This window comes from Janthinobacterium sp. KBS0711, from assembly GCF_000988085.1.
In the GTDB taxonomy this organism is placed as follows: Bacteria; Pseudomonadota; Gammaproteobacteria; order Burkholderiales; family Burkholderiaceae_D; genus Janthinobacterium; species Janthinobacterium lividum_E.
In genome coordinates this window covers 450,344-473,464 of sequence record NZ_LBCO01000024.1, presented here as the reverse complement: position 1 = coordinate 473,464, position 23,121 = coordinate 450,344, and the positions used below count along the sequence as shown (strand labels likewise).

Genomic DNA, 23,121 nt, shown 5'->3' with positions numbered 1-23,121 from the left:
GCTCGCCGCCGATGACGACAAACTGCACCGGGCCACTGCCTGCCGTTACGACAGGCACCGTGCCTGCTTCCAGCAAGGCCATGGTGTGCGGCACGAGCGCCACGCCATCGACCAGCACGTCCCCGCTGATCGGATAGATCGCCGCTTCCGGCGGCAAGCCTTCCAGGCGCAACTCGCGCCCCGCCTGCAGCGCCACGTCCAGGTACACCGTCTGCATATACGTGCGCACGGGCGAGGTCTGACCAAAGGCTGTGCCGATCAACACCTTCACCACCGCGCCATCGAGCGGCACGACGGGAATGTCGGCTTGCGGCGTGTGCGTGAAACTCGGTTCGTCTTCCTCGTGCGCCTTGGGCAGCGCGGCCCACAGCTGCAAGCCGTGCGTGCGGTGCGGCTGGCCGGCCAGGTCGTGCGGCGTGCGTTCCGAATGCACGATGCCGCGCCCGGCCGTCATCCAGTTGATGGCGCCCGGTTCGATGCGCTGGTACGAGCCGATGCTGTCGCGGTGGTCGATCGCTCCCTCGAACAGATAGGTGACGGTGGCCAAGCCGATGTGCGGATGGGGGCGCACGTCGTGGTTGGCGTCGGGCGCCACGTCGATGGGGCCGAAATGGTCGAAGAAGATGAAGGGGCCGACGGCCTGTTTTGCAGCGGAAGGCAGCAAGCGCCGCACGACGAAGCCGCCGCCCAGGTCCTTTTCGTGGCTTTTCAGGATGGCCGCGCTCATGCCAGCACCGTCGTGATTTCCGTGGTGACGGCCGTCATCAGCTTGTGGATCGGGCATTTGCCGGCCACTGCCAGCAATTCCTGGCGCTGCGCATCCGTCAGCTCGCCCGTCAGGTGCAGGGTGGCGGCCAGGCGGTACACGCCCTTGCGCTCTTCGCTGGCATCGCGCTCGGTCGACACTTCCACGTGTTCCAGCGGGATGCCCTTGTGCCGGGCGTACCAGACGACGGTGAGCGCCTTGCAGGCCGACAGGGCCGCGTCGTACAGGTCGTGCGGCGAAGGGCCGGCGTCGCCGCCGCCCTCCTCCACCGAGGCGTCGGCGGAAATGATGTGATCGCGCACGTGCACGATGTGGCGCATGGGTTGCGACTGGTCGCGGATGGCTTTGATGGTCATGGCGTTCCTTGGTGCGTTTGCAAAGCCACAATTTACACCGTTTGGCCGCTTGGCGCAGCCCGCTGCCCTGCTACCTGGTCATTTGATACGGAACACGGCATCGACCGTCTGCCCCATCTTGAGGACGGTGACCATCAGCATGTCGTCGGGATTTTGCCGCTGGCGGCTGTTGGCGCGCTGGTAGCGGTCGGACGGCACCAGGCCCACCGCATTGCCCAGGTTTTTCAGCTGGTCCGACGAGATGCCAGCCACTGCGCCCACGCGCTTGCCCAAGCCGCGCGCCATGGCGTCGGCCTTGCGCTGCGCATCCTTGACGGCCTCGCCCACCAGCTCCTCTTCCAGGCGGATGCGCTGCGTGGCGCCGAAGGTGACGGCAAACGCATCGAGGTTGGGCATGGCCAGCAGCGGGCCCATGACGGCGGGCCATTTCGACAAATCGGCCACGTTGATATGCACGCTGGCCTTGATCTGGTACTGCGGATTGGCCGTGTCCTGCTCCGCGCCCTTGCGGATTTCCTTGCGCACGTCGCGCACCTCGATGCCGGCCGCCGCTTCCGGCAAACCCTGCTCCACCAGCAGCGCCTTGATTTCCGTGATGCGCGTCTTCACCAGCGCGGTGGCCACGTCAGGCGCCGGGTCGAAGGCGCTGACATCGAAGTCGATCTCGCCCAGGTCCGGCGTGACGAAGCTGTAGGCCGTGCCCGTCGCGTGGATGAAGGGATAGGAAGGCAAATCGCCGGCCAGGGCGGAGATGGGCAGGCAGGCGAACACGAGGGACAGCAGGCGGCGTTTGAACACGGACACTCCAGCACGGTTAAGGTGCATGAAGTATCCGTCAAGATGGCCAATATGACAATGGATTAGTCGAGCGTGCGCGCCACGCGGAAGCCCACGATATCGTTCGACAGCACGGTGGAAAAGCCGTTGCGCAGGGCCGAGCGCAGGTAGCGCGGATGATACAGCCAGGAGCCGCCGCGCAGGATGCGCCGGCTGCTGTCGCTGCCCTCTTCCCAGGCGCTGCCATCGACGGGCGCGCCTTCGTAATTGTCGTGCACCACGTCCTGCACCCATTCCCACACATTGCCATGCATGTCGAACAGGCCCCAGGAATTCGGCGCGAAAGTGCCCAGCGGCGTGGTGCCGCCCCGGTACACGCCGCGCGGGCCGCCGTTGTAGACGTACAGGCCGTCGTAGTTGGCTTGCTCGGTGCTGATCGTGTCGCCCACGTTGAAGGCCGTGCGCGTGCCGGCGCGGCAGGCGTATTCCCACTCCGCTTCGCTGGGCAGGCGGTAGTGCCGGCCCGTGCGCTCGCTCATCCACGCCAGGTACAGCTGCGCGTCATTCCAGCTCACGCCCACCACCGGGTGCTGGTCGTTCTGCACGAAGCCGGGATTGTCCCAGTCCGTTTCCGAGCCGCCCGCCCAGCCGGTCGCCTTGACGAAGGCGCGCCATTCGCCCACGCTGACGGGGTGGCGCGCCAGCGCGAACGGGCGCTCGATGCCAACCCAGTGCTGCGGCGTTTCACGTTCCAGCCACGTCTGCTGCGAGCCGGCCTGGATGGCGGCCTTGTGTTCCGTCTCGTGCGCGCCCATCTGGAAGCGGCCGCTGGGAATGAGCACCAGTTCCGGCCCCTGGCCCGAACCATCGAGAAAATCGTCGCGCAAGACGCCTTCCGCATTGGGCACCGGTTCCACGTGCTCCGGTTCCGGCGCCGCCGCGGATGCCGGCGCAGGGACGGCTGCTGCTGCGGCGGCGCGGCTGGCCTGCTCCTTGCGCGCGCGTTCCTGCTCGGCGCGGTAGGCCGCTTCCGCCTTGGCGACGATGGCCTTGCGCTGCAATTCCTGGTGTTCCTGCAAGGCGGTGGCCGCATCGGCTTCGCGGCGCGCGCGCAGCTGGCCGCGCAGCGCTTCCTTGCGCAGCTTGCGCGCCTCTTCCGCTTCGAAATGCCGCTGCGCCTCCTGTTCCCGGCGCAGTTTGTCTTGCCGCTGCTTTTCCAGCGCGGCCGCCTGGATCTCGGCCTTGCGGCGCTGGTCCAGTTCTTCCTGGCGCGCCCGCGCCTCCTTGACCGCCGCCTCGCGGGCCTGTTCGGCCGCCAGCGCCGCTTCCTTTTGTTGCTGCGCCGCGCGCGCCTGCTGCTGGCGCGCCTGTTCCGCCAGTTCTTCAGGCGACGGCCCGGCCGCGCGCTCCAGGTTTTCCAGCAAGGCTTGCACGGATTGGGGCCGCAGTTCCGGCGTCAGCGAAAAACCGTTCTGCAGCACTTGCCACTGCTGCGCATTGAGCGCTTGCGGCGCGGACGGCAAATGGCTGGCGCTGCGCGCGTCGTCGAACGGCATGCGCCCTTCGAGCATCTGATAGATCATCACGGCCACAGCGTACACGTCCAGGCGCGGGCTGGGCTGGCGCTGGTTGACGCCGGCCTCGGGCGCCCGGTAGCCATGCGTGCCCGCATTCGGCATGTCCAGCGCCAGGCTGCTGTCCGCATTGCGCACGCGCGAAGCGATGCCGTAATCGAGCAGCTTGACGTCGCCCTTGGCCGTCAGGAAGACATTGCCCGGCTTGATGTCGCGGTGCACCAGCTTGTGCTTTTCCCACGCATACGACAGGGCTTCGGCCACCGGCTGCAGCAGTTCCTGCACCGTGGACAGGGGCAGCGCGCCCTCGCGCGCCAGATAGTGCTCGAGGTCTTCGCCATCGAGGCATTCCATGATGATGAAATAGCTGGCCGTGGCCGGGTCCTGCGCCCACTCGTAGACGCGCACGATGTTTTCATGCGCGAGCTTCCTCGCCTGCGTCGCCTCCTCGATCAGCAGCTTGGCGTGCGTGGCGCTTTGCGTCAGCTGCGGCGGCAAGATCTTCAGCGCCACCATTTCGCTGCTGCCCAGCTCCGCGTGCGTGGCCAGGTCGGTCGCTTGCCACACCTGCCCCATGCCGCCCGTGCCGATCAGCCGTTCAAGCCGGTAGCGGCGGTTTTGCGGGCCGATTTCCTGGCCCGTCATGAAGCCCAGCTCCGTGCCCTGGCGTACGGGCAGCGGCGCCGGCACAGGCGCAGCGCCGGGCGGCGCGTACTCGGCGTCGAGGATGGCGTTCTTGCGGCGTTCAAATTCCTGCTCGCTGAGCAGCCCGTCGTCGTGGAGGGCGCGCAGTTCCCGCAGTTTGTCTCGTGCTTTTTGCATCATCTGGGGTAAAACGCTTCCATCAAGGCTGCAAGGCGACGCCGCAGGCGGCGCAGAATTTATCTTCCGGATGGCCCGCGCGCTGCGCGTGACCGTTCTTGCAGCGGGCCGGCGCTGCGGTAGCGGCGCCCGGCTGCAGCGCCTGCGCCACGGCCACGCCCAGCTGCGCCTGCGCCGACAGGCCATGCGCGTGCGCCGCGTTCTGCAGGTTGATCAGGTCGAGCTGCTGGCGCCGTTCGCGTTCCGCCTGGCCTTCCAGGTAGTTGCGCTCCTGCGCCACGCTGTCCTGCGCCATGCGCATGGCGTCCAGCGGCGCGATGCTGTTCTCGGCCGCCGCCAGCGCCGCCAGCGCGTGGATTTGCTCGGCGCTCATGCCCGCCTGCAGCTGCGTTTTCAGCACTTGCGCCAGCACGGCCGCATTCTGCCCGGCGGCCATGGCCACCTTGCCCGTGTCGCTCAGCGAGCCGATTTTCTCGATGCGATCGATATCGATGCGCGCCAGTTCGGCCGCATGCGCCTGCTGCGCCAGCAAGGCCTCATACTCCCCCTTCCAGCGCGCGTAATCGCTTTCGCGCTGCTGCGCCATGGCCAGCAAGTCGCGCTGCCATTGCGCTTCCTGTTCCAGCTGGCGCAGCTGCTGGCGCTGTTCCTCGATGGCCAGCGCGTCGAGCTGCGCCAGCTGCGTTTGCTGCTGCAGCTGGCGCGCGTGCACGCCGTCGGCCTCGATGGTACGCAGCAGTTTTTCCTGCTGCGCGACGGCGTCTTCGCGCGCGCCGCCGCGCCGCAGCGCCGCCACCTTTTCCGCGATTTCCGCCGCCTGCACCTGGGCCGCTTCATCCTTGTGCGCCTCGGCGCGCAGCAATTCGCGCTGGCGCGCCAGCTGCATCTGGTCTTCCCACTCCTGCACGCGCTCGGCTTCGCGCTTGCGCGCCGCATTCGCCAGCATCAGCCCCTGCCAGGCGGCCTGGTGCTGCTCCGCCTCCAGTTGCGCCTCGCGCTGGGCCGCGTCCGCTTCCGCCTGGCGCAGGCGCGCCAGCTGGGTGCGGCGGCCCGTCTCGTCGTCGATCAGCAGCGCGCTTTCCACCTGCTGCGCGATCGATTGCAAATGGACCTGATGCGTAAAGCGCTGCTGCGCCAGCTGGATCTGTTCGCGACCGTGCAGCTGCGACAGTTCCAGCTCGCTGCGCATCTTGATGGCGGCCAGCGCCCGCACGTGTTCCCAGTTGGCCGCTTCATCGGCGCGCTGCGCGCCCTTTTGCGCCAGCTCCTGTTCCAGCTCGCCCAGCGCCAGCGCGGCGCCATGGTCGAGCGCCTGGCGCCGCGATTTCGCTTCCAGGATGCGGCCGTACAGGTCGATCTGGCGCCCGCGCAGCGCTTGCAGGCGCTCCGCTTCCTGGTGATTCAGCTCCGCCTTTTCCACCACCGCATCCTGCCGCAGTTCGGCGCGGCGGTGCGCGTGGCGCGCCGCCAGTTCCTCGCGGCGGATGCGCTGCCACTCTTCGTCGTCATACAGCTGGTCGAGCTGCTTCATGCGTTCCAGGCTGTGCTGCTCCAGTTCCTGCGCCGGCAAGCCGCCCAGCCACAGGGTGCCGATGGCCGCATCGCCGTCGCCCGCGCGCTTGTCGTGCCGCAGGCTGAGCGTTTCCACGCGGGCCACGGCCAGGCCGCTGGGCGCCAGGCGCTGCGTCAGGGCCGATTGCAGGCGTTCGTTCAATTCGGGCCGCAAGTCGGCATTCGCGTCCATCTCGCGCAGCGCGCGGCTGCCGATGAATTCCAGCGCAATCTGGCGCACGGATGGCAGCAGCAAGGCGTGCAGGTGGGCGCGCGTGACGGCGCCCGGCGCGCGCATGAACTGGCGCGCGAACGCATCGGGCTGGCCCAGCGCGATGTCTACGCGCAGCGATGCGGCCACGTTCAGCAGTTCCGTGCTGGCCAGGGCCGGCAGGTCGAATTCCAGGCTGACGGCGTCGGCGCGCGCGATCAGCACTTCGGCCGGACGCGCCGGCAGCAGCGCGGGCAGGCGCGCAAAGAAGGCGGCGCTGTCGTAGTCGCCAGCCGGTATCAAGGTGAAAGCGTCCGATTGCACGATCCAGGCGCGCGACTCGGCCGGCACCTGCAGGCGCCGCGCGGCGCTGCCGAACAGCGAGGACAGTTCGCGCACGCCAAAGAACAGGGCCAGTTGCCCGTCAGCAAGATGCCATTCATTGGCATGCAGCACCGCATCGCTGTCGGGAGTCCCCAGCGACAAGCCGCATTGCGCGCAATAGCCGGCGGCGGCGCCGTTCTTGTGCTCGCAGCGCGGGCAGCGGGCGCCGCCAAAACCAAACAATTGGAACATGTGTGACTCCTGATGAGAATAATGGTGTGCGCAACACGGCTGCCATGCCGATTCTAGCAGGATAGCCGGGCCTTACTCGCCGCGCACGGCATGGGCATGGCACTGCGCAGCATCAGATAATGCCATAGGGCAATTGCATTCATATCCGCGGATACAGGGCTAATTAGGCCTCAATTCAAGCCGTCGCCCGCCAACGCCGTGCGCAGGCATTTCAGCGCCGTTTTTTTGCAGGCCATCCCGCCAAAACCACGGCTGGTCGCATGCGCATGGCGCGCCGGCCCGCGCCTGGCTACAGTGCATGCATACCCACCCGCCACCCGAAAGGAACGATCATGAAAACCCTGAAAAACATGGAAGCCATTTTTACCGTCGCCGTCGCCATCGCCTGCGGCGCCAGCTATGCCAGCTTCAGCCAGCCATCGGCAGCCAGGACAGCCGATGTGGCACAGGCGAACGCCATCCCCGTCGTGGTGGTCAGCGCAAAGCGCCTGACGGAACAGGAAAAGAAAATCTCGCTGATCGAGGAGCGGCAAGCCTTGCTGGGCAACGCCACCGCCAGCACCCTGTGAGCCACCGATGCTGACACCACGCCGCCTGGCGCCCGATTGAATACCGCCGCGCCAGGCCGCCATTTGTATCCGCCACAGATACACGGACACACAGCATTGTGTCAATTGTAATAAGTTGAATCAAAGGCGAAAAACCGCCAGCAAGCGCCTATAGTCCATTTCACGCAATCACCGAAATGGAGCACATCATGAAACCCATCACACTCTACGCGGCAGCCATGCTTGCTATCAGCACCGCGGCCTTCCTGCCTGCGCAAGCGATGGCACAGAATCAGCTCGGCGTCAGCATTGTCATCGGCGACGCCCCGCCTCCGCCACGGTTTGAAAGCGCCCCGGCACCGCGTGCCGGCTATGTCTGGGCGCCCGGCTACTGGAACTGGGATGGCCAGCGCCATGTCTGGACCAACGGCGAATGGCTGCGCGAACGGGGCGGCAACCAGTACCGCCGCGCCGCCTGGATACAAGAGAACAACCGCTGGCGCCTGGACCGTGGCGGCTGGGTCGCCGCGCAAGTGCAGCCCGTGCGCTATGACGAGATCCGCATCGCCCCGCCGCCACCGCGCCGCGAAGCCATCCCGCGCGCCCGCCATGGCTACACCTGGGCGCCCGGCCACTGGGAATGGCGCGGCCAGCGCTACGCGTGGACGCCAGGCGTATGGATCGCCGAGCGCCCCGGCTATGTGTATGCGCCGCCCGCCTGGAACCAGCGCGATGGCCGCTGGCAGATGGAGCAAGGCCGCTGGTCGCCACGCGGCCCGAACGGCGACCGCGACCGCGACGGCATCCCCAACCGCTATGACCGCGACAATGGCAACCGCCACGACCGCGATGGCGACGGGGTTCCGAACCGCGACGACCGCCGCCCCGATAATCCGCATCGCAACTAAATAGCGAACACCAAGGCCACCCCTCGCGGTGGCCTTGTCATTTTCCCGACACATCCGTGTATTAACATCGCGCGACGATCAATCACACTGCGCGAGAAAGATTCACGATGGCGATGGAAACTGCCGGTTTTACCTACGGCTCGGACACCTCGGGCCTGGTCTGGGGCTTCCTGTTTGGCCGCGATGGGCAGCCGCTGGCGCTCGACTCGACGGCGGCGCTGGCCTGGCTGGCCGATGGCGCGGCGCGCCCGGCGCAGGAATTCGTCTGGCTGCATTTCAATTTGTCGCATGCGGCCAGCGAAAAATGGCTGATGACGCACACGCAGCTGGCCGACGAATTCTATGAAACCCTGCACCAGGGTTCCCGCTCGACGCGCATCGAACAGGCGGAAAACACCCTGATCGCCGTGGTCAACGATGTGGTGCACAACTTCTCGTTCGAAGCGTCCGACATTTCCACCATGTGGGCCAGCGTGGCGCAAAACCTCGTCATCACGGCGCGCCGCGCGCCGCTGCAGTCGATCGAGCGCCTGCGCCAGGCAGTCATCAAGAACCACGAGCCGATACGCTCGTCGGTGGAACTGCTGATCCATCTGCTGCGCGACCAGGCCGACGTGCTCGTCAACATCGTGCGCGACGCCGTGGCGCGGGTCGACGATATCGAGGATCACTTGCTGGCCGGGCGCCTGGTGCCGAAACGCGAAGACCTGGGCGCCATGCGGCGCGTGCTGGTGCGGCTGCAGCGCCTGCTGGCGCCGGAGCCGGCCGCCCTGTTCCGCCTGCTGCAACGCCCGCCTGCATGGGTGTCGGAGCTGGACAGCCTGGAACTGCGCCAGTCGACGGAGGAATTTTCCGTCGTGCTCAGCGATATGTCTTCGCTACAGGAACGCATCAAGCTGCTGCAGGAAGAAATCGCCGCCAGCGTCAACGAGGAAAACAGCCGCAGCCTGTTCGTACTGACCATCGTCACCGTGCTGGCCTTGCCGATCAATATCATCGCCGGCATGCTGGGCATGAACGTGGGGGGCATTCCGCTGGCCCAGCATCCGCAGGGCTTCTGGATCATCGTCGCCATCATCGTCACGTTTACGGTCGTGGCGGGATGGCTGGTGGTGCGCGTGCAACGCAATAGTTAACTATCGGAAAGCACGGCCTTGCAGGCGAACGGCAGGCGCCGCCCGCCGTCACTGCTTGCCGCGCTTAGCGGTGGTATTCGCCAGCCCGTTCAGGCTGGTAGACGATTTCCTCGATCTTCACCTTCACCACGCCGCCCGGCATGGGCCAGGCGATGCTGTCGCCCACGGACAGGCCCAGCAGCGCGCTGCCGACGGGTGCCAGCACGGAAATGCGGTCGGCCTGGCCTTCCACATCCTTCGGATACACGAGCGTCAGGCAGAATTCCTCCTTGTTTTCCACCGTGAAGCGCACGGTGGAATTCATCGTCACGACGGTCGGGGGAATCTCTTGCGGCTCGAGCACCTCGGCGCGGCCCAGCTCATCGAGCAAGGCGGCCTTGTCCGGCGACAGATTATTACCCAAGGCATACAACAACGCTTCCAGTCGTTCCAGGTCTTGTGACGACAAAATAATTTTTGGTTTTTTTTCCAAGATATCCTCACTATTGATCATTAGGGCGACGTCCGGTTTTACTGGCGGCAGCTGACTTGGCCGCGGCAGACAAAACAAACAGCATCAGAACGTCCATCATCAGCGGATTATGGACGAACTCGCGGAGCAAGGCCATAGCGTTCTCGCATTCTTCATTAAAATTTATTAAAATCAATGACTTGCAATGGCTGATGCAGTCAAAAAGTTAATCCGTGCCGGGATGACTGCAAGCATGGAAGTTATTCTTGGTAGTATTTTGTTTACCATCAGCATGTTTTTAGAGAAAAAAAACGGCGGGCAAAAAAAGGATTAAAATTCAGCATGAATTATTATTAGAAAGACACGTCCTCCTTTTCCGCCTGTCTTGTCGCCTTGCCTGCCGCCACCGGTGTACGGCATGGGCACTAAATTGCCGCGCACCCTGTACTTTCACGCTGCAAAATGACAATATGTCGGCCTTAGCAACACGTTGAGAGTTCCGGCTCACTTCGGTTTTCATCAGACTGGAACGTAAAGTATGGCAGGGCGAGGCGCGATCACACGGGGCGGCGGCAAGCGGGGCCGGCAGGAGGAAGCGTCATGATGGCGCCATTGATGCTGCCGTCGTCGCAATTGCGCGGCGACCGCATAGCCCGGCTGAACTTGCTGGCCGCGGCAGCCATGCTGGCCATGGCCAGCCTGTTGCTGATCCTCTTCCAATTGTTTTCACTTCAAGCATCCTTGCAGCGCAACCTGCACATCCAGGCCGACATGCTGGCCCCCGCCGCCGCGCAAGCCATGCGCCAGGACAATCGCCTTGCGGCCCAACAACTCCTCGCTCCCCTCGCCGCCGCGCCGCATGTCCGGCAAGCCCTGCTCTACAGTCCCTATGGCACGCCGTTTGCCCGCTACGCGCGCAGCAGCAACGATGCCGTGCCGGCGGCGCCGCGCAACGGCATGCACATCGATTACCTGGACGGCAGCGCCGCGATATTGAAGGCCTTGCCCGGCGGCGGCGCGCTGTACCTGCGCGCCAGCCTGGCGCCGCTGTACGCCAGCCTGGCGCAATTTGCCGCCTTCACCCTGCTCGTCTGCCTGTGCGCGTTCGGCCTGACGTTCCTGATGGTGCGCCGCACGCGCACCGCCGCCCAGCATGCGGAAAACCATTTGCACTACCTGGCCCACGTCGACTCCGTCACGCAGCTGCCGAACCGCCATGAATTCAACGATGCCCTGGCCTACGCGCTGGCGCGCGCCGACCGCCAGGACAGCAGCGTGGGCCTGCTGCTGCTGGACCTGGACAACTTCAAGGTGGTCAACGATACGCTGGGCCACCACTGCGGCGACCAGCTGCTCAAGCTCGTCGCCGAGCGACTGGTGGCCATCCTGCGCGGCACCGACATCATCTGCCGCATCGGCGGCGACGAATTCGTCGTCATCGTCGAACCGGCCGACGACGCCTCGGAAATGGCCAGCGTGGCGCGCAAGATCCTCGCCGTGCTGGCCCCGCCGTTCGACCTCGAAGGCCACCAGCTGTATGTCAGCGCCAGCATCGGCGTGAGCCTGTATCCGTTCGACGCGCAGGACGTGGCCACGCTGACGCGCAATGCCGATACGGCCATGTACCACGCCAAGCACCAGGGCAAGAACCGCTACGCCGTGTTCAAGGCTGAAATGGAACTGCGCGCCCAGCGCCGCCTGCGCATGGAAGCGAACCTGCGCCGCGCGCTGCAAAACGAGGAACTGTATCTGCACTACCAGCCGCAGATCGACTTGCGCAGCGGGCGCATCGTCGGCGTGGAAGCACTGGTCCGCTGGAATTGCCGCGAGATGGGCCAGCTGAGCCCCGCCGAATTTATCCCCGTGGCCGAGGAAAGCGGCATCATCGTCGACCTGGGACGCTGGGTGCTGCAAAGCGCCTGCCGCCAGGCGGCCCTCTGGTGCAAGGCGGGCCTGCTCGATTCGCTCGAGCACGTGGCCGTCAACCTGTCGGCCTGCCAGGCGCGCGATCCAGGCCTGATGGACGACATCCGCGCCATCCTGCACGAAACGCAGCTGCCGCATGGCTTGCTGGAGCTGGAAATCACGGAAGGGGTCCTGATGGACAATATCCACGCCAACGTGGAATTGATGCGGCGCCTGCAGGAGACGGGCATCCACCTGTCGATCGACGATTTCGGCACCGGTTATTCCTCGATGTCCTACCTGAAGCGCCTGCCGATCGACCAGCTGAAAATCGACCGCAGCTTCGTGCACGACCTGCCCGGCGAAGGCGAAGCCATCGTCACGGCCATCATCGCCATGGCGCACAGCCTGCATCTGAAAGTGGTGGCCGAAGGGGTGGAAACCTTGCGGCAGGTGGAGTTTTTGCGAACAGCCGGCTGCGACAACGTGCAGGGCTTCTTCTTCGCGCGCCCGATGACGGCGGCGCAGCTGACGGCATTGCTGCTGGAACGGCGCGACTGGAGTACGCGCACGATCTTGCCGGCTTGAGTGACCGCCAACGATGGTTGTCGGATGAGGCCGTTGGCCTAATCCGACCTGCGCCATGAACAGGTAGGTCGGCGTAGGTCGGGTTAGCGCAAAGCGCGTAACCCGACACCACTACGCTACATCAAGCCAATTTGGCCGAATGCTCGCGGGTCGCATGGAACGTCAGCTTCGGCCAGCGCTCTTCCGTCAAACGCAGGTTGACGCCCGACGTGGCCAGGTAGGCCATGTTGCCGGCCGCATCGTAGGCCACGTTGTGGCCGAGCGCGTTTTCAAAGTCCTGCAGGATGCGCTTGTCGTCGCAGCTGACCCAGCGCGCGCTGCTGATGCTCGTGCCTTCGAACACGGCATCGACGCCATACTCGTTGAGCAGACGGCTGGCCACCACTTCGAACTGCAGCACGCCGACGGCGCCCAGTACCAGTTCGCCGCCCTGCACCGGTTTGAAGACCTGTACCGCACCCTCTTCGCCCAGCTGCTGCAAGCCCTTGTGCAGCTGCTTGATCTTCAGCGGATTACGGATGCGCACGGAGCGGAAAAAGTCCGGCGCAAAATACGGGATACCCGTAAAGGTCAGCATCTCGCCTTCGGAAAAACTGTCGCCGATCTGCATGTTGCCGTGGTTCGGCAAGCCGATGATGTCGCCCGCGTACGCCTCTTCCACCTGTTCGCGCGAGGATGCCATGAAGGTCACCACGTTCGACACCTTGATCTCGCGCCCCAGGCGCAAGTGCTTGACCTTCATGCCGCGCTCGAAACGTCCCGAGCACACGCGCAAGAAGGCGATCCGGTCGCGGTGGGCCGGGTCCATGTTGGCCTGGATCTTGAAAACAAAACCGGTAAACGGCTGCTCGGACGGGGCCACCGAACGCACGGTCGCATCGCGCTCGCGCGGCGCCGGCGCCCAGTCGACCAGCGCGGACAGAATCTCGCGCACGCCGAAGTTGTTGATGGCAGAACCGAAGAACACGGGCGTCTGCACGCCGGAGAGGAATTCCTCCAGGTTGAACGGGTTCGACGCGCCGTGCACCAGTTCCACTTCCATGCGCAATTGATCCATCTCGAGCGGGAACATCTCCTGCAGGCGCGGGTTGTCGATACCCTTGATGATTTCAAAGGCGCCGTCGGCCTTCTCCTCACCGGCCTTGAACAGCATGATCTCGTCGTTCAGCAAGTGGTACACGCCGCGGAAGTTCTTGCCCATGCCGATAGGCCAGGTGACGGGCGCGCACTGGATCTTCAGCACGGATTCGAGTTCGTCGAGCAGGTCCAGCGGATCGCGCGTCTCGCGGTCCATCTTGTTCATGAAGGTGACGATCGGCGTATTGCGCATGCGGCACACGGCCAGCAGCTTGATCGTCTGTGCTTCCACGCCCTTGGCCGCATCGATCACCATCAGCGCCGAGTCGACCGCCGTCAGCACGCGGTAGGTATCTTCCGAGAAGTCCTGGTGGCCCGGGGTGTCGAGCAGGTTGACGACGTGGTCGCGGAATTCGAACTGCATCACCGAGGACGCGACGGAAATGCCGCGCTGCTTCTCGATCTCCATCCAGTCCGACGTCGCGTGGCGGCCCGATTTACGGGCCTTGACGGTACCGGCCATCTGGATCGCGCCCGAGAACAGCAGCAGTTTTTCCGTCAGGGTGGTCTTGCCCGCATCCGGGTGGGAAATGATGCCGAAGGTGCGGCGGCGCTGCACTTCGCGCGCGATCACGGCCGGCGCCTTGCTGCTCGCTGGCGCTGCTGCGCTGTCCGCGTTGTCGCTGGAATCGGGGGTGTTGATGTCGTTCTCGTTGGCCATATTGGTGACCATAATATGGCCCTCGCAAAAAACCCTCGATTTTACAGAAGGATCGCCCTTCCGTGTGAACTGCTTCACTCTGGCGAACGGCAAAATTGGCCACTTCATCAAGGGGTCACAATCGGCAGGCAACATTGCACTGCAGAAATGTTGTCACCCTACCCTGGAAACCCGATGAAAATCCTCCTCACGCCCGCCATCCGACTCATGCAGCGCTTGCGCCTGCTGCCCAAATTCATGCTTGTCTGCCTGGTCTTCCTGCTGCCTTTGGCGCTGGCGACCACCCTGCTGATTTCGGAGCTGGGCAAATCGCTGGCCCAGGCGCAGGATGCGCAGCGGGGTGTGGCCTATGTGCGCCAGCTGCAGGAAGGCATGCGCCTGCTGCAGCAACGGCGCGGCCTCGAGCACTTGCGCCTGAGCGGGAAGGCGGGCATGGACAACACGGCATTGAACGCACGCATCACGCCCGCGCTGGCGGCCCTGACGCGCTTGCCGGCCGGCGCCGGGCTGCCGCAGGCGGCCGAGCTGATGAAACAGTGGCAAGCCCTGCTGGGCCGCCAGACGGGCCTCGCGGCGCGCGACAGCTATGCGGCGCATACGGCGCTGCTGCGTCAGGCGGCCAAACTGGGCCAGCTGGTGGCCGACCGCTCGCACCTGAGCCTGGACCCGGACGCGGGCGCCAACCACCTGAGCGCCGTCTTCACCGCCACCCTGCCCGACTTGGCCGAGAGCCTGTCCGACATCGCCGGGCGCGGCGCCGCCTACATCGACACGGGCTTGTTCGAAGCGAATGAAGATCAACTCGTCAACGCCAACACCCTGATCGCGCGCCATGAACTGGAACGCCTGCCGGCCCGTTTCGACGAAATCCTCGCCGCCAGGCCGGAACTGCGCGCCAGCCTGCAAGCGTCCCTGAAAGCCGTGCCGGCCGCGCTGGCCTTCCTCGAACGCACGAAAAACGAAGTGACGAATTCCTACGACCAGACGTCTGGCGCGCAATTCCACGCGGCCGGCATGCAGGCGATCGACACCCTGCAGGCGCTGTCCGGCGCTTCCGCCGGCGCCCTGGACGATTTGCTGGCGCAACGCATCGCCCGCGACGAGGCGCGCCGCGCCCTGATCCTGGCCGCCATGCTGCTGGTGCTGCTGGCCGCCGCTTACCTGTGCGCAGGCTTCTATGCCGCATTCGCGCGCGACGTGAAGCAATTGCGCGTGGCCGTCGGCGCGGCGGCGGCGGGCGACCTGTCGCAGCGCATCACCTCGCAAGCGCACGACGAGATCGGCGACCTGGTGCGCGACTTCGGCGCCATGACGCACGGCCTGGCCACCCTGGTGCAGGAAATCCGCGGCGGCGCGGCCGTCATCGCGGCGGCCGGCGCCGATATCGCCCAGGGCAACGCCGCCCTGTCCGGCCACACGGCCACGCAAGCGGACGCGCTGGGCGCCACCGTGGACTCGATGCGCGAACTGACGGCCACCGTGGGCCGCAACGAAGCGCACGTAGGACAGGGGCGCACCCTGGTGGCGACGGCGGCCGATGTGGCCCTGCGCGGCGGCCAGACCGTGGGCGCCGTGGTCGACACCATGGCGTCGATCAAGGCCAGCTCGCACAAGATCGTCGACATCATCGGCGTCATCAACGGCATCGCCTTCCAGACGAATATCCTGGCCTTGAATGCAGCCGTCGAGGCGGCTAGAGCCGGCGAGCAAGGGCGCGGCTTTGCCGTCGTTGCCTCGGAAGTGCGCAGCCTGGCGCAGCGCTCGAACGACGCGGCGCTGGAAATCAAGCGCCTGATCGGCGATTCCGTCGCCACCGTGGACGCGGGCGGCGACCTCGTCAACGCCGCCGGCAACACCATGCGGCAAGTGGTCGACGCGGTACAGCAGGTGGCCGTGGTGATCGGACGCATCAGCAGCGCCGGCGCCGAGCAGAATGGCGAGATCGCCCGCATCAACGAGGCGCTGGCGCAAATCGACGACATGACGCGCCAGAACGCGGGCCTGGTCGACGAGGCGCGCGCCGGTTCGCAGCGTCTGCACCAGGAAGGCGAGGCGCTGACGCAGGCCGTCAGCCGCTTCCGCCTGGGGGAGCACGACACGCCAAACCCGCGCCAGGCGCCCGCCGCAGCCGTGCGCGACGGCTTGCCCAGCGTGCGTCCGGCCGGCCTGTGGAGCGCCAACAAGCCGCGCGTCATATCACAAAATCGCGCAGAACGGCGCAAGGCTAGCTAGTCAAAAGTGTGCACGTAGGACAAGGACTACAATTCCGCCTCAAAAGAGACTACAAAGTGGCGACTGCTAATCTTATGTTCGCCACTTACATAAGCTTTTAAAGTAACTACATCGCGATCTGCACCGCGCGGTCGAACAAAACGCCGTTACCAAATGGATATGGCAACTTTTTTTGACCAGCAACGCGGCAGTCGCACTCCGATGTAAAAAGCCTGTGAGGAATACTATGAACCAAACTCAACTTAGCACCCCGGTCCAGAAGAACCAGTTGCTGCCGCGCGCCATGCCGGCGGCCGGACGGGAAATCAAGCTTGCGTCGCGGGTTAGCCTCAGCAGTGCCCAACAGAATGAATTGCTGGCCGCCCTGCCGCGCGCCGCGCTTGAATCGCTGTTCGAAGACCTGGAACTGGTGGAACTGCCTTTCGGCAAGGAATTGTATGCTTACGGTAACAACATGGAATACAGCTACTTCCCCACCACCGCCATCATTTCGCTGCTGTACGTGATGGAAGATGGCGCCACGACGGAAATCGCCGTCGTCGGCCATGAAGGCGTGGCCGGTGCCTCGCTGCTGGCAGGCGAGCGCGCCATGTGCACGGCTGTCGTGCAAAGCGCCGGCTATGGCTACCGCCTGAAGACGCAAAGCTTGCGTGATGCCTTCAATCAAGGCGGTGCCCTGCCCCAGCTGCTGATGCGCTACACCAACGCCCTGTTTGCGCAAATGGCGCAGAACGCCGTCGGCGGCCGCCACAGTTCGATCGAGCAAAAGCTGTGCCGCTGGCTGCTGGACCGCCTGGACCGTTCGCCATCGAATGAATTGAAAGTGACGCAAGAGTTGATCTCGATCATGCTGGGCGTGCGCCGCGAAAGCATCACGGCCGCTGCCGGCAAGCTGCAGGAAGAAGGCTTGATCCACTATCGCCGCGGCAATATCACGGTGCTGGACCGCGCCGGCCTGGAATGCTATGCGGGCGAGTGCTACAAGGTCGCCAAGACGGAATACGACCGTTTGCTGCGCGACGTGTCACGCTGCTGATCCGCTGCTGATCATGCAAGATAGCTAAAAAAATGGCCGGGCTGCATGCCCGGCCATTTTTTATCTCAAAGAAAATTACGCTTCGATATCCGCATCGATGTCTTCCAGCTCCGGCGTCAGCGGCAGGGGAATCACGGCTTCCACGCACGTTCCCTTGCCTTCCGGCCCCTGGCGCACGGTGAGCGTGCCGCCCAGCAACAAAGCCCGTTCGCGCATGCCCAGCAAGCCGTGCGACATGGGTTTTTGCAGCGCAGCTTCCGTAATGCCGATACCGTCGTCGATCACGCGCAGCACCAGGCCGTGCTCGTTGCGTTTCAAGGTCACGCTGACCATGCCGGCGCGCGCATATTTCATGATATTCGTCAGCGATTCCTGCACGATACGGAACAGGGCAATCGTCAGGGTCGCTTCGCGGTTGTCGATATTGATGGCCACGTCCGTTTCGCAGCGTACCGAGCTCATGCGTGCAAAATCCTCGCAATAGCTTTCGATGGCCGCGCACAGGCCCAAGTTGTCCAGCAGGCTGGGGCGTAAATCCTCGACGATGCGGCGCTTGAGCTCCACCGTTTCCAGCAAAGTGGCCTTGGCGCGGCGCAATTGCGCGGCCAGTTCCGGCTGCGTGTGCGCCAGTTGCTGCGTGACGGCGCCCAGGTCCATGCTGATCGACGTCAAGTTGGCGCCCAGCTCATCGTGCAGCTCGCGCGCCAAGCGTGCTTTTTCCACTTCGTTGACGCTGATCAAATGGCGCGACAGCACGGATAGCTGCTCGGTACGCTTGCTGACCGTCGATTCCAGAGTATCGTTAGCATTTTGCAATGCATACTCGACGGCCGCGCGGTTCTGGAAGCTGCGCCGCACCAGCTGGTAAAACATGATCAGCACGAGGATGGCCAGGGCATTGATGCCGATGCCGAGCAACACGGCTTTCTGGTACTCATGATAAAAGGCTGCGCTGCCGGTCGACAGCGCTTCATTCTGCTCGCGCGTCATGATCACCACCTGCAGGCGGATTTCGTCCATGGTGGCGCGGTCATCGGTCACGCGGGAAATGTTGACGATCTCGGCCAGCCCGCCCTGCTTGTAGACGTCGATCGATTGTTGCAACATCGACATCTTGCGACGGATCAGGCTTTTCAGCTGGCCCAGGTTCTTCAGCTGGGTGGGACTACCCGCGAGCAAGGTTTGCAGCTCGTTGAATTCGTTTTCGATTTCCGTGGTGGCCGTCTTCGACGGTCCCAGATACGTCTCCGAGCCGGAAATGAAATAGCCGCGCAAGCTGCTTTCCGCATCGAGCACGAGCACGTTCAAATACTGCAGGCGGTCGGCCACGCGGGCGCTCTGGCTGAGCAAGGCATTCGTGCCCTTCAGCGACTGCAGGTTGTGATAGAGACTGAAACCATTGAGGACAAGCAGCAGGGCGCACGTCACGCACAGGATCGTCTTGTACAGGGGCAGGCGGTGATTCGGGGCCGGTTCAGCGGTGAAATACATCCTGATGTGCATCCTTAGCAAGGTTCGGCGCGGGAAAGAGCGCCGGCGCCGGCCAATTATAGTCCTCGCCACAAACTGCTGCACTGCACAAGTCGTGCTGGCTAGCGGGCTGAGCGATCATGTTTCCATGATCGCACCGCAACGCTAGTCAAGCAAATTGTTTTTCATTGCGTAATAGGTCAAGTCGCTGTTCGATTGCAAGCCCATTTTTTCCATGATGCGCGTACGGTAGGTACTCACCGTCTTGATGCTCAACGACAAGGCCACGCCGATGTCGGACACGGTGGCGCCACGCGCCAGACGCAGGAAGACCTGGAACTCGCGGTCCGACAATTCCGTATGCAGGGCGGCATTCGTGTCGCGGTCGAACGACTGCGCCAGCAATTCGCCCACGGTGGAGCTGACATAACGGCGCCCCTGGAACACGGTGCGCACGGCCGTCATCAGTTCGTCGGCTTCGCATTCCTTGTTCAGATAGCCATTCGCGCCCATCTTGAACAGGTTCAGCGCGTATTGCTGCGCGGGATAGCCGCTGAGGATCAGCACGGGCAATTCCGGCTGGCCCTGGCGGATCGTGCGCAAGGTATCGATGCCGCTTTGATCGGGCATGGCGATATCGAGCAGCAATACATCGCAAATTTCGCGGCGGGCGATATCGAGCGCTTCGCGCCCGGTACCGGCTTCCGCCACCACACTGAAATCGCTTGACGACGAAAAAATCTGTTTGAATCCAGCTCGTACTATTTGGTGATCATCACAAATGGCAACGCGTATCATTGTTTCCCCTTAAATTTTCCTGGCCTGGGAAAGACTACCGGAACCTGAACGCTGCTCCGGTTCAGCGTCACTAACAAAAACGCAACATTAACATTATATTCAAAATATGGCGCGCCGTACGGTAGCGTCAACGCCAAGGCGGAGCATCCATGCAGTATAGTCAACTTGGTCAACTGCTACCGGACAACCACCTATATTGGTACAAATCTTATTTTAGCAAGTTTAAAATCGCAATTAATTCATTGCGTATCCACACGCGGTCCAGCGGCGCTTCCTGCGGCACGGCAGGCATGGCCGGCAGCACTGGCAGCTCGTCGGCGATGCCATGCGATGCGCCACGGCTGTCGAGCTTGTTGCGCGCACCGCTGATGGTAAAACCCTGCTCGTACAGCAATTCGCGGATGCGGCGTATCAGCAGCACCTCATGGTGCTGATAATAACGGCGGTTGCCACGTCGTTTGACCGGCTTGAGCTGGGAAAACTCCTGCTCCCAGTAGCGCAGCACGTGCGGTTTGACGCCGCACAACTCGCTCACTTCACCGATCGTGAAATAGCGTTTCGCCGGAATGGGCGGCAAGGCGATCAACTCGGTTTTACTGATGCGCTCGTTCATCGCCACTCACTCAGGCAGCACGTGCCAGCGGACTGGTCTCTTCGACCATGCTTTTCAGCTTCTGGCTCGCATGAAAGGTCACGACACGGCGCGCCGTGATGGGAATCTCTTCGCCCGTCTTCGGATTGCGGCCCGGCCGCTGCGGCTTGTCGCGCAACTGGAAATTGCCGAAACCGGACAACTTGACGGCCTCGCCACGCTCGAGCGCATTGCGGATTTCATCGAAAAAGGTCTCGACCATATCCTTCGCTTCGCGCTTGTTCAGGCCCACTTGCTCGAACAACAGTTCGGCCAGTTCCGCCTTGGTCAAGGTGGGTAAATCTTTTTCCGCTTCCTGGCGCACTTTGGCAACCAGCATGGCCCGATGCAAATCGGCGGCCAGTGCGGATTGCAGTACGGCGGAATCAACGTCGCTGTTATTAATTTTCCTGCCCTGCCTTTTCTGTGCGCCCGAGCTCGCCACATGGCAAGCTCGTCTACGGTTGACGACGGAAAGGCCGTCACGCAAGGCGACGGCCGGTCCGGTAATTACGAACGCAGTTTCGCGTCGTGGCCCTGCTTGGCCGCATCGATCAGGACAGCCATCAGGCCATCGACGACATCGTCTTGCAGGGTGTTTTGAGTATCTTGCAAGCTAATCCGGAAAGCAAGGCTTTTTTCATCCGCTTCCAGCCCTTTTCCACGATATTCATCAAATAAAACAATGGCTTGCACGATACGCGCTGCCGGGCTTGCCTTGGCGGCGGCATGGAAACTGTCGAGCAGATCCTGCACGGCAACCGATTGCTTGACGACCACGGCCAAGTCGCGGCTGGCGCCAGGGAATTTCGAGATTTCCTGGTACACGGGCACGACTCGTTGCGTCAAGGCAGCGGCATCGACTTCGAACAGCACGGGCGCCAGCGGCAAGTCGTACTTTTGCATCCAGCGCGGGTGCAATTCGCCGATGAAACCGATGACCTTGCCATCAAGCTCCACGTTGGCCGAACGGCCAGGATGCAGGGCCGGATGTTCCGCCTTGGTGAAACGCAAGACCAGCGGCGCGAACAGCGCTTCCAGGTCCGCCTTCACGTCGAAGAAGTCGACCGTGCGCGAGGCCTGGCCCCACTGCTCGTCGGCAACCGCGCCGTAAGCCATGGCGGCCACGCGCTTCGGCTGGGCATAGCCAGCCACCGACAAGGGGCCGTTCTCCACGCTGTCGTCGCGTTGATAGATGGCGCCCACTTCGAAGATGCGCACGCGGTTCGTCTTGCGGTTCAGGTTATAGCGCACGTTCGCGATCAGGCTGCCGATCAGCGAGGAACGCATCACGCTCATCTGGCTGGCGATCGGATTCTGCAATTTGATCGGGTTCGTGTTGCCCGAGAAATCGCGCTCCCATGCCGTATCGACAAAGCTCATGTTAACCACTTCCTGGAAGCCCAGGTCAGCCAGCTCATGACGTACCGCAAACAGCGAGCGGGTATTTTCCGGCGCGATCTGCATCACGTTCGCGGCCACGGGCGGCAAGGTCGGGATGTTTTCAAAGCCGTACACGCGCGCCACTTCCTCGATCAGGTCTTCCTCGATCTCGATGTCGAAGCGGTAGCTGGGCGACGTCACGGAAAACACGCCGTCCGCCAGGGTGTATGGCAGGGCCAGGCGCGTGAAGATATCGGCGATCAGCTCATCGTTGAGCGGCACGCCGATGACTTTTTGCGCGCGCGCCGTGCGCATCGATACGGGCTGGCGCTGTGGCAAGTTCACCACTTGGTCGTCGACGGGGCCGACGGTCGTCGCTGGCGTGCCGCAGATTTCCACGATCAGCGCCGTGATGCGCTCGATGTGTTCGACGGTGGTGGCGAAATCGACGCCGCGCTCGAAGCGGTGCGCCGCATCGGTCGAGAAATTCAGGCGGCGCGCGCGGCCTTGAATGGCGTTCGGCCACCAGAATGCCGCTTCCAGGTAGATGCTGTCCGTATCGTCCGACACGGAGCTGGCGTCGCCACCCATGATGCCGGCCAGCGATTCGATTTCTTTATCATCAGCAATGACGCCGATCCACTCGTCGACGGCGATGGTGTTGCCGTTCAACAGCTTGACGGATTCGCCCGCCTTGCCCCAACGCACGTCGAGGCTGCCGTGGATCTTCGCCAGGTCAAACACGTGGCTAGGACGGCCCAGTTCGAGCATGACATAGTTCGAGATATCGACCAGGGCCGACAGCGGACGCTGGCCGCTGCGCTCGAGGCGCTGCTTCATCCAGTCCGGCGTGGCCGCCTTGGCGTTCAAGCCGCGGATGACACGGCCAGTGAAACGGCCGCACAGGTCCGGCGCAGTGACTTTCACGGGCAGGATTTCATCGCTGGAAACAGGCACGGTGCGGAACTGCGGCGCATTCAGGGGCACGCCCGTCAAGGCCGACACTTCGCGCGCCACGCCTAGCACGGACAGGCAGTCCGCCTTATTCGGCGTCAACTTGATGGTGAATTTCAAGTCGTTGAGCGCAAAGTAATCGCGGAAATTCTGGCCGATCGGCGCGTCATCCGGCAATTCCATCAAGCCGGCGTTTTCTTCCGACAATTTCAATTCGCGCGCGGAGCACAGCATGCCTTGCGACTCGACGCCGCGCAGCTGGCCCACCTTGATTTCAAACGGCTTGCCATCGGCGCCAGGCGGCAGCACGGCGCCGGCCATCGCGCAGACGACTTTCAAGCCCGGGCGCACGTTCGGCGCGCCGCAAACGATGTTGAGCATGGTGCCCGTGCCGACGTCGACCTGGCACACATTCAGGCGGTCCGCGTTCGGATGTTTTTCCATCTCCAGGACCAGGCCCACCACCACGTTCGAGAACGGGGGCGCGACAGGATCGACGTCCTCGACTTCGAGACCGGACATGGTCAGCAGATGGGCCAGTTCGTCCGAAGTCATCTTCGGATCGACCATGGTACGGAGCCAGTTTTCGGAAAATTGCATAATCAAGCCTTCAAAGGGTCAAAGCTCACAGCGCGAGCGCACAGGCGCTC

18 protein-coding genes and 1 pseudogene are annotated in these 23,121 nt (G+C 63.6%); 7 read left to right on the top strand and 12 right to left on the bottom strand.

Features of this window, described 5'->3' with window-relative positions; all coding sequences use genetic code 11:
- The 5 genes and pseudogenes from VM94_RS14760 to VM94_RS14740 form a co-directional block, all read right to left on the bottom strand.
- A pseudogene (locus VM94_RS14760) lies at window positions 1-661 on the bottom strand (pirin family protein); the annotation flags it as partial.
- 62 nt (window positions 662-723) lie between these two features.
- A complete protein-coding gene (locus tag VM94_RS14755; protein ID WP_046684109.1) occupies window positions 724-1,122 on the bottom strand; it encodes an OsmC family protein in 399 nt (132 codons plus the stop codon).
- A 78-nt stretch (window positions 1,123-1,200) separates the two neighbouring features.
- On the bottom strand, window positions 1,201-1,920 hold the full coding sequence (locus tag VM94_RS14750) for an SIMPL domain-containing protein (RefSeq protein ID WP_052755772.1): 720 nt from the start codon (window positions 1,918-1,920) through the stop codon (window positions 1,201-1,203).
- Between the two features lie 62 nt (window positions 1,921-1,982).
- A complete protein-coding gene (locus tag VM94_RS14745) occupies window positions 1,983-4,298 on the bottom strand; it encodes an SUMF1/EgtB/PvdO family nonheme iron enzyme (RefSeq protein ID WP_046684107.1) in 2,316 nt (771 codons plus the stop codon).
- A 19-nt stretch (window positions 4,299-4,317) separates the two neighbouring features.
- Window positions 4,318-6,633 (bottom strand): hypothetical protein, encoded by a 2,316-nt coding sequence (locus VM94_RS14740; RefSeq protein WP_046684106.1) that lies wholly within the window; start codon window positions 6,631-6,633, stop codon window positions 4,318-4,320.
- Between the two features lie 332 nt (window positions 6,634-6,965).
- Between VM94_RS14740 and VM94_RS14735 the strand changes: the two genes are divergently transcribed.
- From VM94_RS14735 to VM94_RS14720, 3 genes are all read left to right on the top strand, one after another.
- A complete protein-coding gene (locus tag VM94_RS14735; RefSeq protein WP_046684105.1) occupies window positions 6,966-7,202 on the top strand; it encodes a hypothetical protein in 237 nt (78 codons plus the stop codon).
- Between the two features lie 188 nt (window positions 7,203-7,390).
- Entirely contained in the window at window positions 7,391-8,089 is a 699-nt protein-coding gene (locus VM94_RS29400) for a YXWGXW repeat-containing protein (protein WP_082127774.1), read from the top strand.
- Between the two features lie 107 nt (window positions 8,090-8,196).
- Entirely contained in the window at window positions 8,197-9,225 is a 1,029-nt protein-coding gene (locus VM94_RS14720) for a transporter (RefSeq protein ID WP_185982122.1), read from the top strand.
- Window positions 9,226-9,289: 64 nt separating this feature from the next.
- On the opposite strand, the gene rnk is transcribed toward VM94_RS14720, so the two are convergent.
- A complete protein-coding gene (gene rnk / locus VM94_RS14715; RefSeq protein ID WP_162835757.1) occupies window positions 9,290-9,697 on the bottom strand; it encodes a nucleoside diphosphate kinase regulator in 408 nt (135 codons plus the stop codon).
- Window positions 9,698-9,881: 184 nt separating this feature from the next.
- Between rnk and VM94_RS29330 the strand changes: the two genes are divergently transcribed.
- Together VM94_RS29330 and VM94_RS14710 are read left to right on the top strand one after the other, a co-directional pair.
- The gene (locus tag VM94_RS29330) at window positions 9,882-10,010 is read left to right on the top strand and encodes a hypothetical protein (protein ID WP_260687188.1); all 129 of its coding nucleotides are present in this window, start codon (window positions 9,882-9,884) and stop codon (window positions 10,008-10,010) included.
- A 266-nt stretch (window positions 10,011-10,276) separates the two neighbouring features.
- A complete protein-coding gene (locus VM94_RS14710; protein ID WP_046684104.1) occupies window positions 10,277-12,169 on the top strand; it encodes a putative bifunctional diguanylate cyclase/phosphodiesterase in 1,893 nt (630 codons plus the stop codon).
- A 121-nt stretch (window positions 12,170-12,290) separates the two neighbouring features.
- Here the strand turns inward: VM94_RS14710 and VM94_RS14705 are convergent, their stop codons facing one another.
- The gene (locus VM94_RS14705; RefSeq protein WP_046684614.1) at window positions 12,291-13,967 is read right to left on the bottom strand and encodes a peptide chain release factor 3; all 1,677 of its coding nucleotides are present in this window, start codon (window positions 13,965-13,967) and stop codon (window positions 12,291-12,293) included.
- 174 nt (window positions 13,968-14,141) lie between these two features.
- Between VM94_RS14705 and VM94_RS14700 the strand changes: the two genes are divergently transcribed.
- Together VM94_RS14700 and VM94_RS14695 are read left to right on the top strand one after the other, a co-directional pair.
- Complete coding sequence (locus VM94_RS14700; protein ID WP_046684103.1) at window positions 14,142-16,199, top strand: methyl-accepting chemotaxis protein; 2,058 nt, start codon at window positions 14,142-14,144, stop codon at window positions 16,197-16,199.
- 226 nt (window positions 16,200-16,425) lie between these two features.
- Window positions 16,426-17,235, top strand: a complete 810-nt coding sequence (locus VM94_RS14695; protein ID WP_046684102.1) for a Crp/Fnr family transcriptional regulator — start codon at window positions 16,426-16,428, stop codon at window positions 17,233-17,235.
- 75 nt (window positions 17,236-17,310) lie between these two features.
- Here the strand turns inward: VM94_RS14695 and VM94_RS14690 are convergent, their stop codons facing one another.
- The 5 genes from VM94_RS14690 to pheT all read right to left on the bottom strand — a co-directional run bounded on the left by VM94_RS14690 (window position 17,311) and on the right by pheT (window position 23,071).
- Complete coding sequence (locus VM94_RS14690; protein WP_046684101.1) at window positions 17,311-18,726, bottom strand: sensor histidine kinase; 1,416 nt, start codon at window positions 18,724-18,726, stop codon at window positions 17,311-17,313.
- A 144-nt stretch (window positions 18,727-18,870) separates the two neighbouring features.
- Window positions 18,871-19,503: a response regulator gene (locus VM94_RS14685; RefSeq protein ID WP_034783185.1), complete on the bottom strand. Its 633-nt coding sequence runs from the start codon at window positions 19,501-19,503 to the stop codon at window positions 18,871-18,873.
- A 208-nt stretch (window positions 19,504-19,711) separates the two neighbouring features.
- Window positions 19,712-20,116: a MerR family transcriptional regulator gene (locus VM94_RS14680; RefSeq protein ID WP_046684100.1), complete on the bottom strand. Its 405-nt coding sequence runs from the start codon at window positions 20,114-20,116 to the stop codon at window positions 19,712-19,714.
- 10 nt (window positions 20,117-20,126) lie between these two features.
- The gene (locus tag VM94_RS14675; protein ID WP_010399205.1) at window positions 20,127-20,474 is read right to left on the bottom strand and encodes an integration host factor subunit alpha; all 348 of its coding nucleotides are present in this window, start codon (window positions 20,472-20,474) and stop codon (window positions 20,127-20,129) included.
- A 170-nt stretch (window positions 20,475-20,644) separates the two neighbouring features.
- Complete coding sequence (gene pheT, locus VM94_RS14670) at window positions 20,645-23,071, bottom strand: phenylalanine--tRNA ligase subunit beta (RefSeq protein WP_046684099.1); 2,427 nt, start codon at window positions 23,069-23,071, stop codon at window positions 20,645-20,647.
- Window positions 23,072-23,121: the final 50 nt, after the last annotated feature.

Bases quoted from the DNA above. Each gene is read 5' to 3' on its own strand.
- VM94_RS14700 (WP_046684103.1), top strand. From the start codon at position 14,142: ATGAAAATCCTCCTCACGCCCGCCATCCGACTCATGCAGCGCTTGCGC.
- VM94_RS14695 (WP_046684102.1), top strand. From the start codon at position 16,426: ATGAACCAAACTCAACTTAGCACCCCGGTCCAGAAGAACCAGTTGCTG.
- VM94_RS14755 (WP_046684109.1), bottom strand. From the start codon at position 1,122: ATGACCATCAAAGCCATCCGCGACCAGTCGCAACCCATGCGCCACATC.
- VM94_RS14735 (WP_046684105.1), top strand. From the start codon at position 6,966: ATGAAAACCCTGAAAAACATGGAAGCCATTTTTACCGTCGCCGTCGCC.
- VM94_RS14680 (WP_046684100.1), bottom strand. From the start codon at position 20,116: ATGAACGAGCGCATCAGTAAAACCGAGTTGATCGCCTTGCCGCCCATT.
- VM94_RS14685 (WP_034783185.1), bottom strand. From the start codon at position 19,503: ATGATACGCGTTGCCATTTGTGATGATCACCAAATAGTACGAGCTGGA.
- VM94_RS14745 (WP_046684107.1), bottom strand. From the start codon at position 4,298: ATGATGCAAAAAGCACGAGACAAACTGCGGGAACTGCGCGCCCTCCAC.
- VM94_RS14740 (WP_046684106.1), bottom strand. From the start codon at position 6,633: ATGTTCCAATTGTTTGGTTTTGGCGGCGCCCGCTGCCCGCGCTGCGAG.
- VM94_RS14675 (WP_010399205.1), bottom strand. From the start codon at position 20,474: ATGCTGGTTGCCAAAGTGCGCCAGGAAGCGGAAAAAGATTTACCCACC.
- pheT (WP_046684099.1), bottom strand. From the start codon at position 23,071: ATGCAATTTTCCGAAAACTGGCTCCGTACCATGGTCGATCCGAAGATG.
- VM94_RS14705 (WP_046684614.1), bottom strand. From the start codon at position 13,967: ATGGCCAACGAGAACGACATCAACACCCCCGATTCCAGCGACAACGCG.
- VM94_RS29400 (WP_082127774.1), top strand. From the start codon at position 7,391: ATGAAACCCATCACACTCTACGCGGCAGCCATGCTTGCTATCAGCACC.
- VM94_RS29330 (WP_260687188.1), top strand. From the start codon at position 9,882: ATGGCTGATGCAGTCAAAAAGTTAATCCGTGCCGGGATGACTGCAAGC.
- VM94_RS14690 (WP_046684101.1), bottom strand. From the start codon at position 18,726: ATGTATTTCACCGCTGAACCGGCCCCGAATCACCGCCTGCCCCTGTAC.
- VM94_RS14710 (WP_046684104.1), top strand. From the start codon at position 10,277: ATGATGGCGCCATTGATGCTGCCGTCGTCGCAATTGCGCGGCGACCGC.
- VM94_RS14720 (WP_185982122.1), top strand. From the start codon at position 8,197: ATGGCGATGGAAACTGCCGGTTTTACCTACGGCTCGGACACCTCGGGC.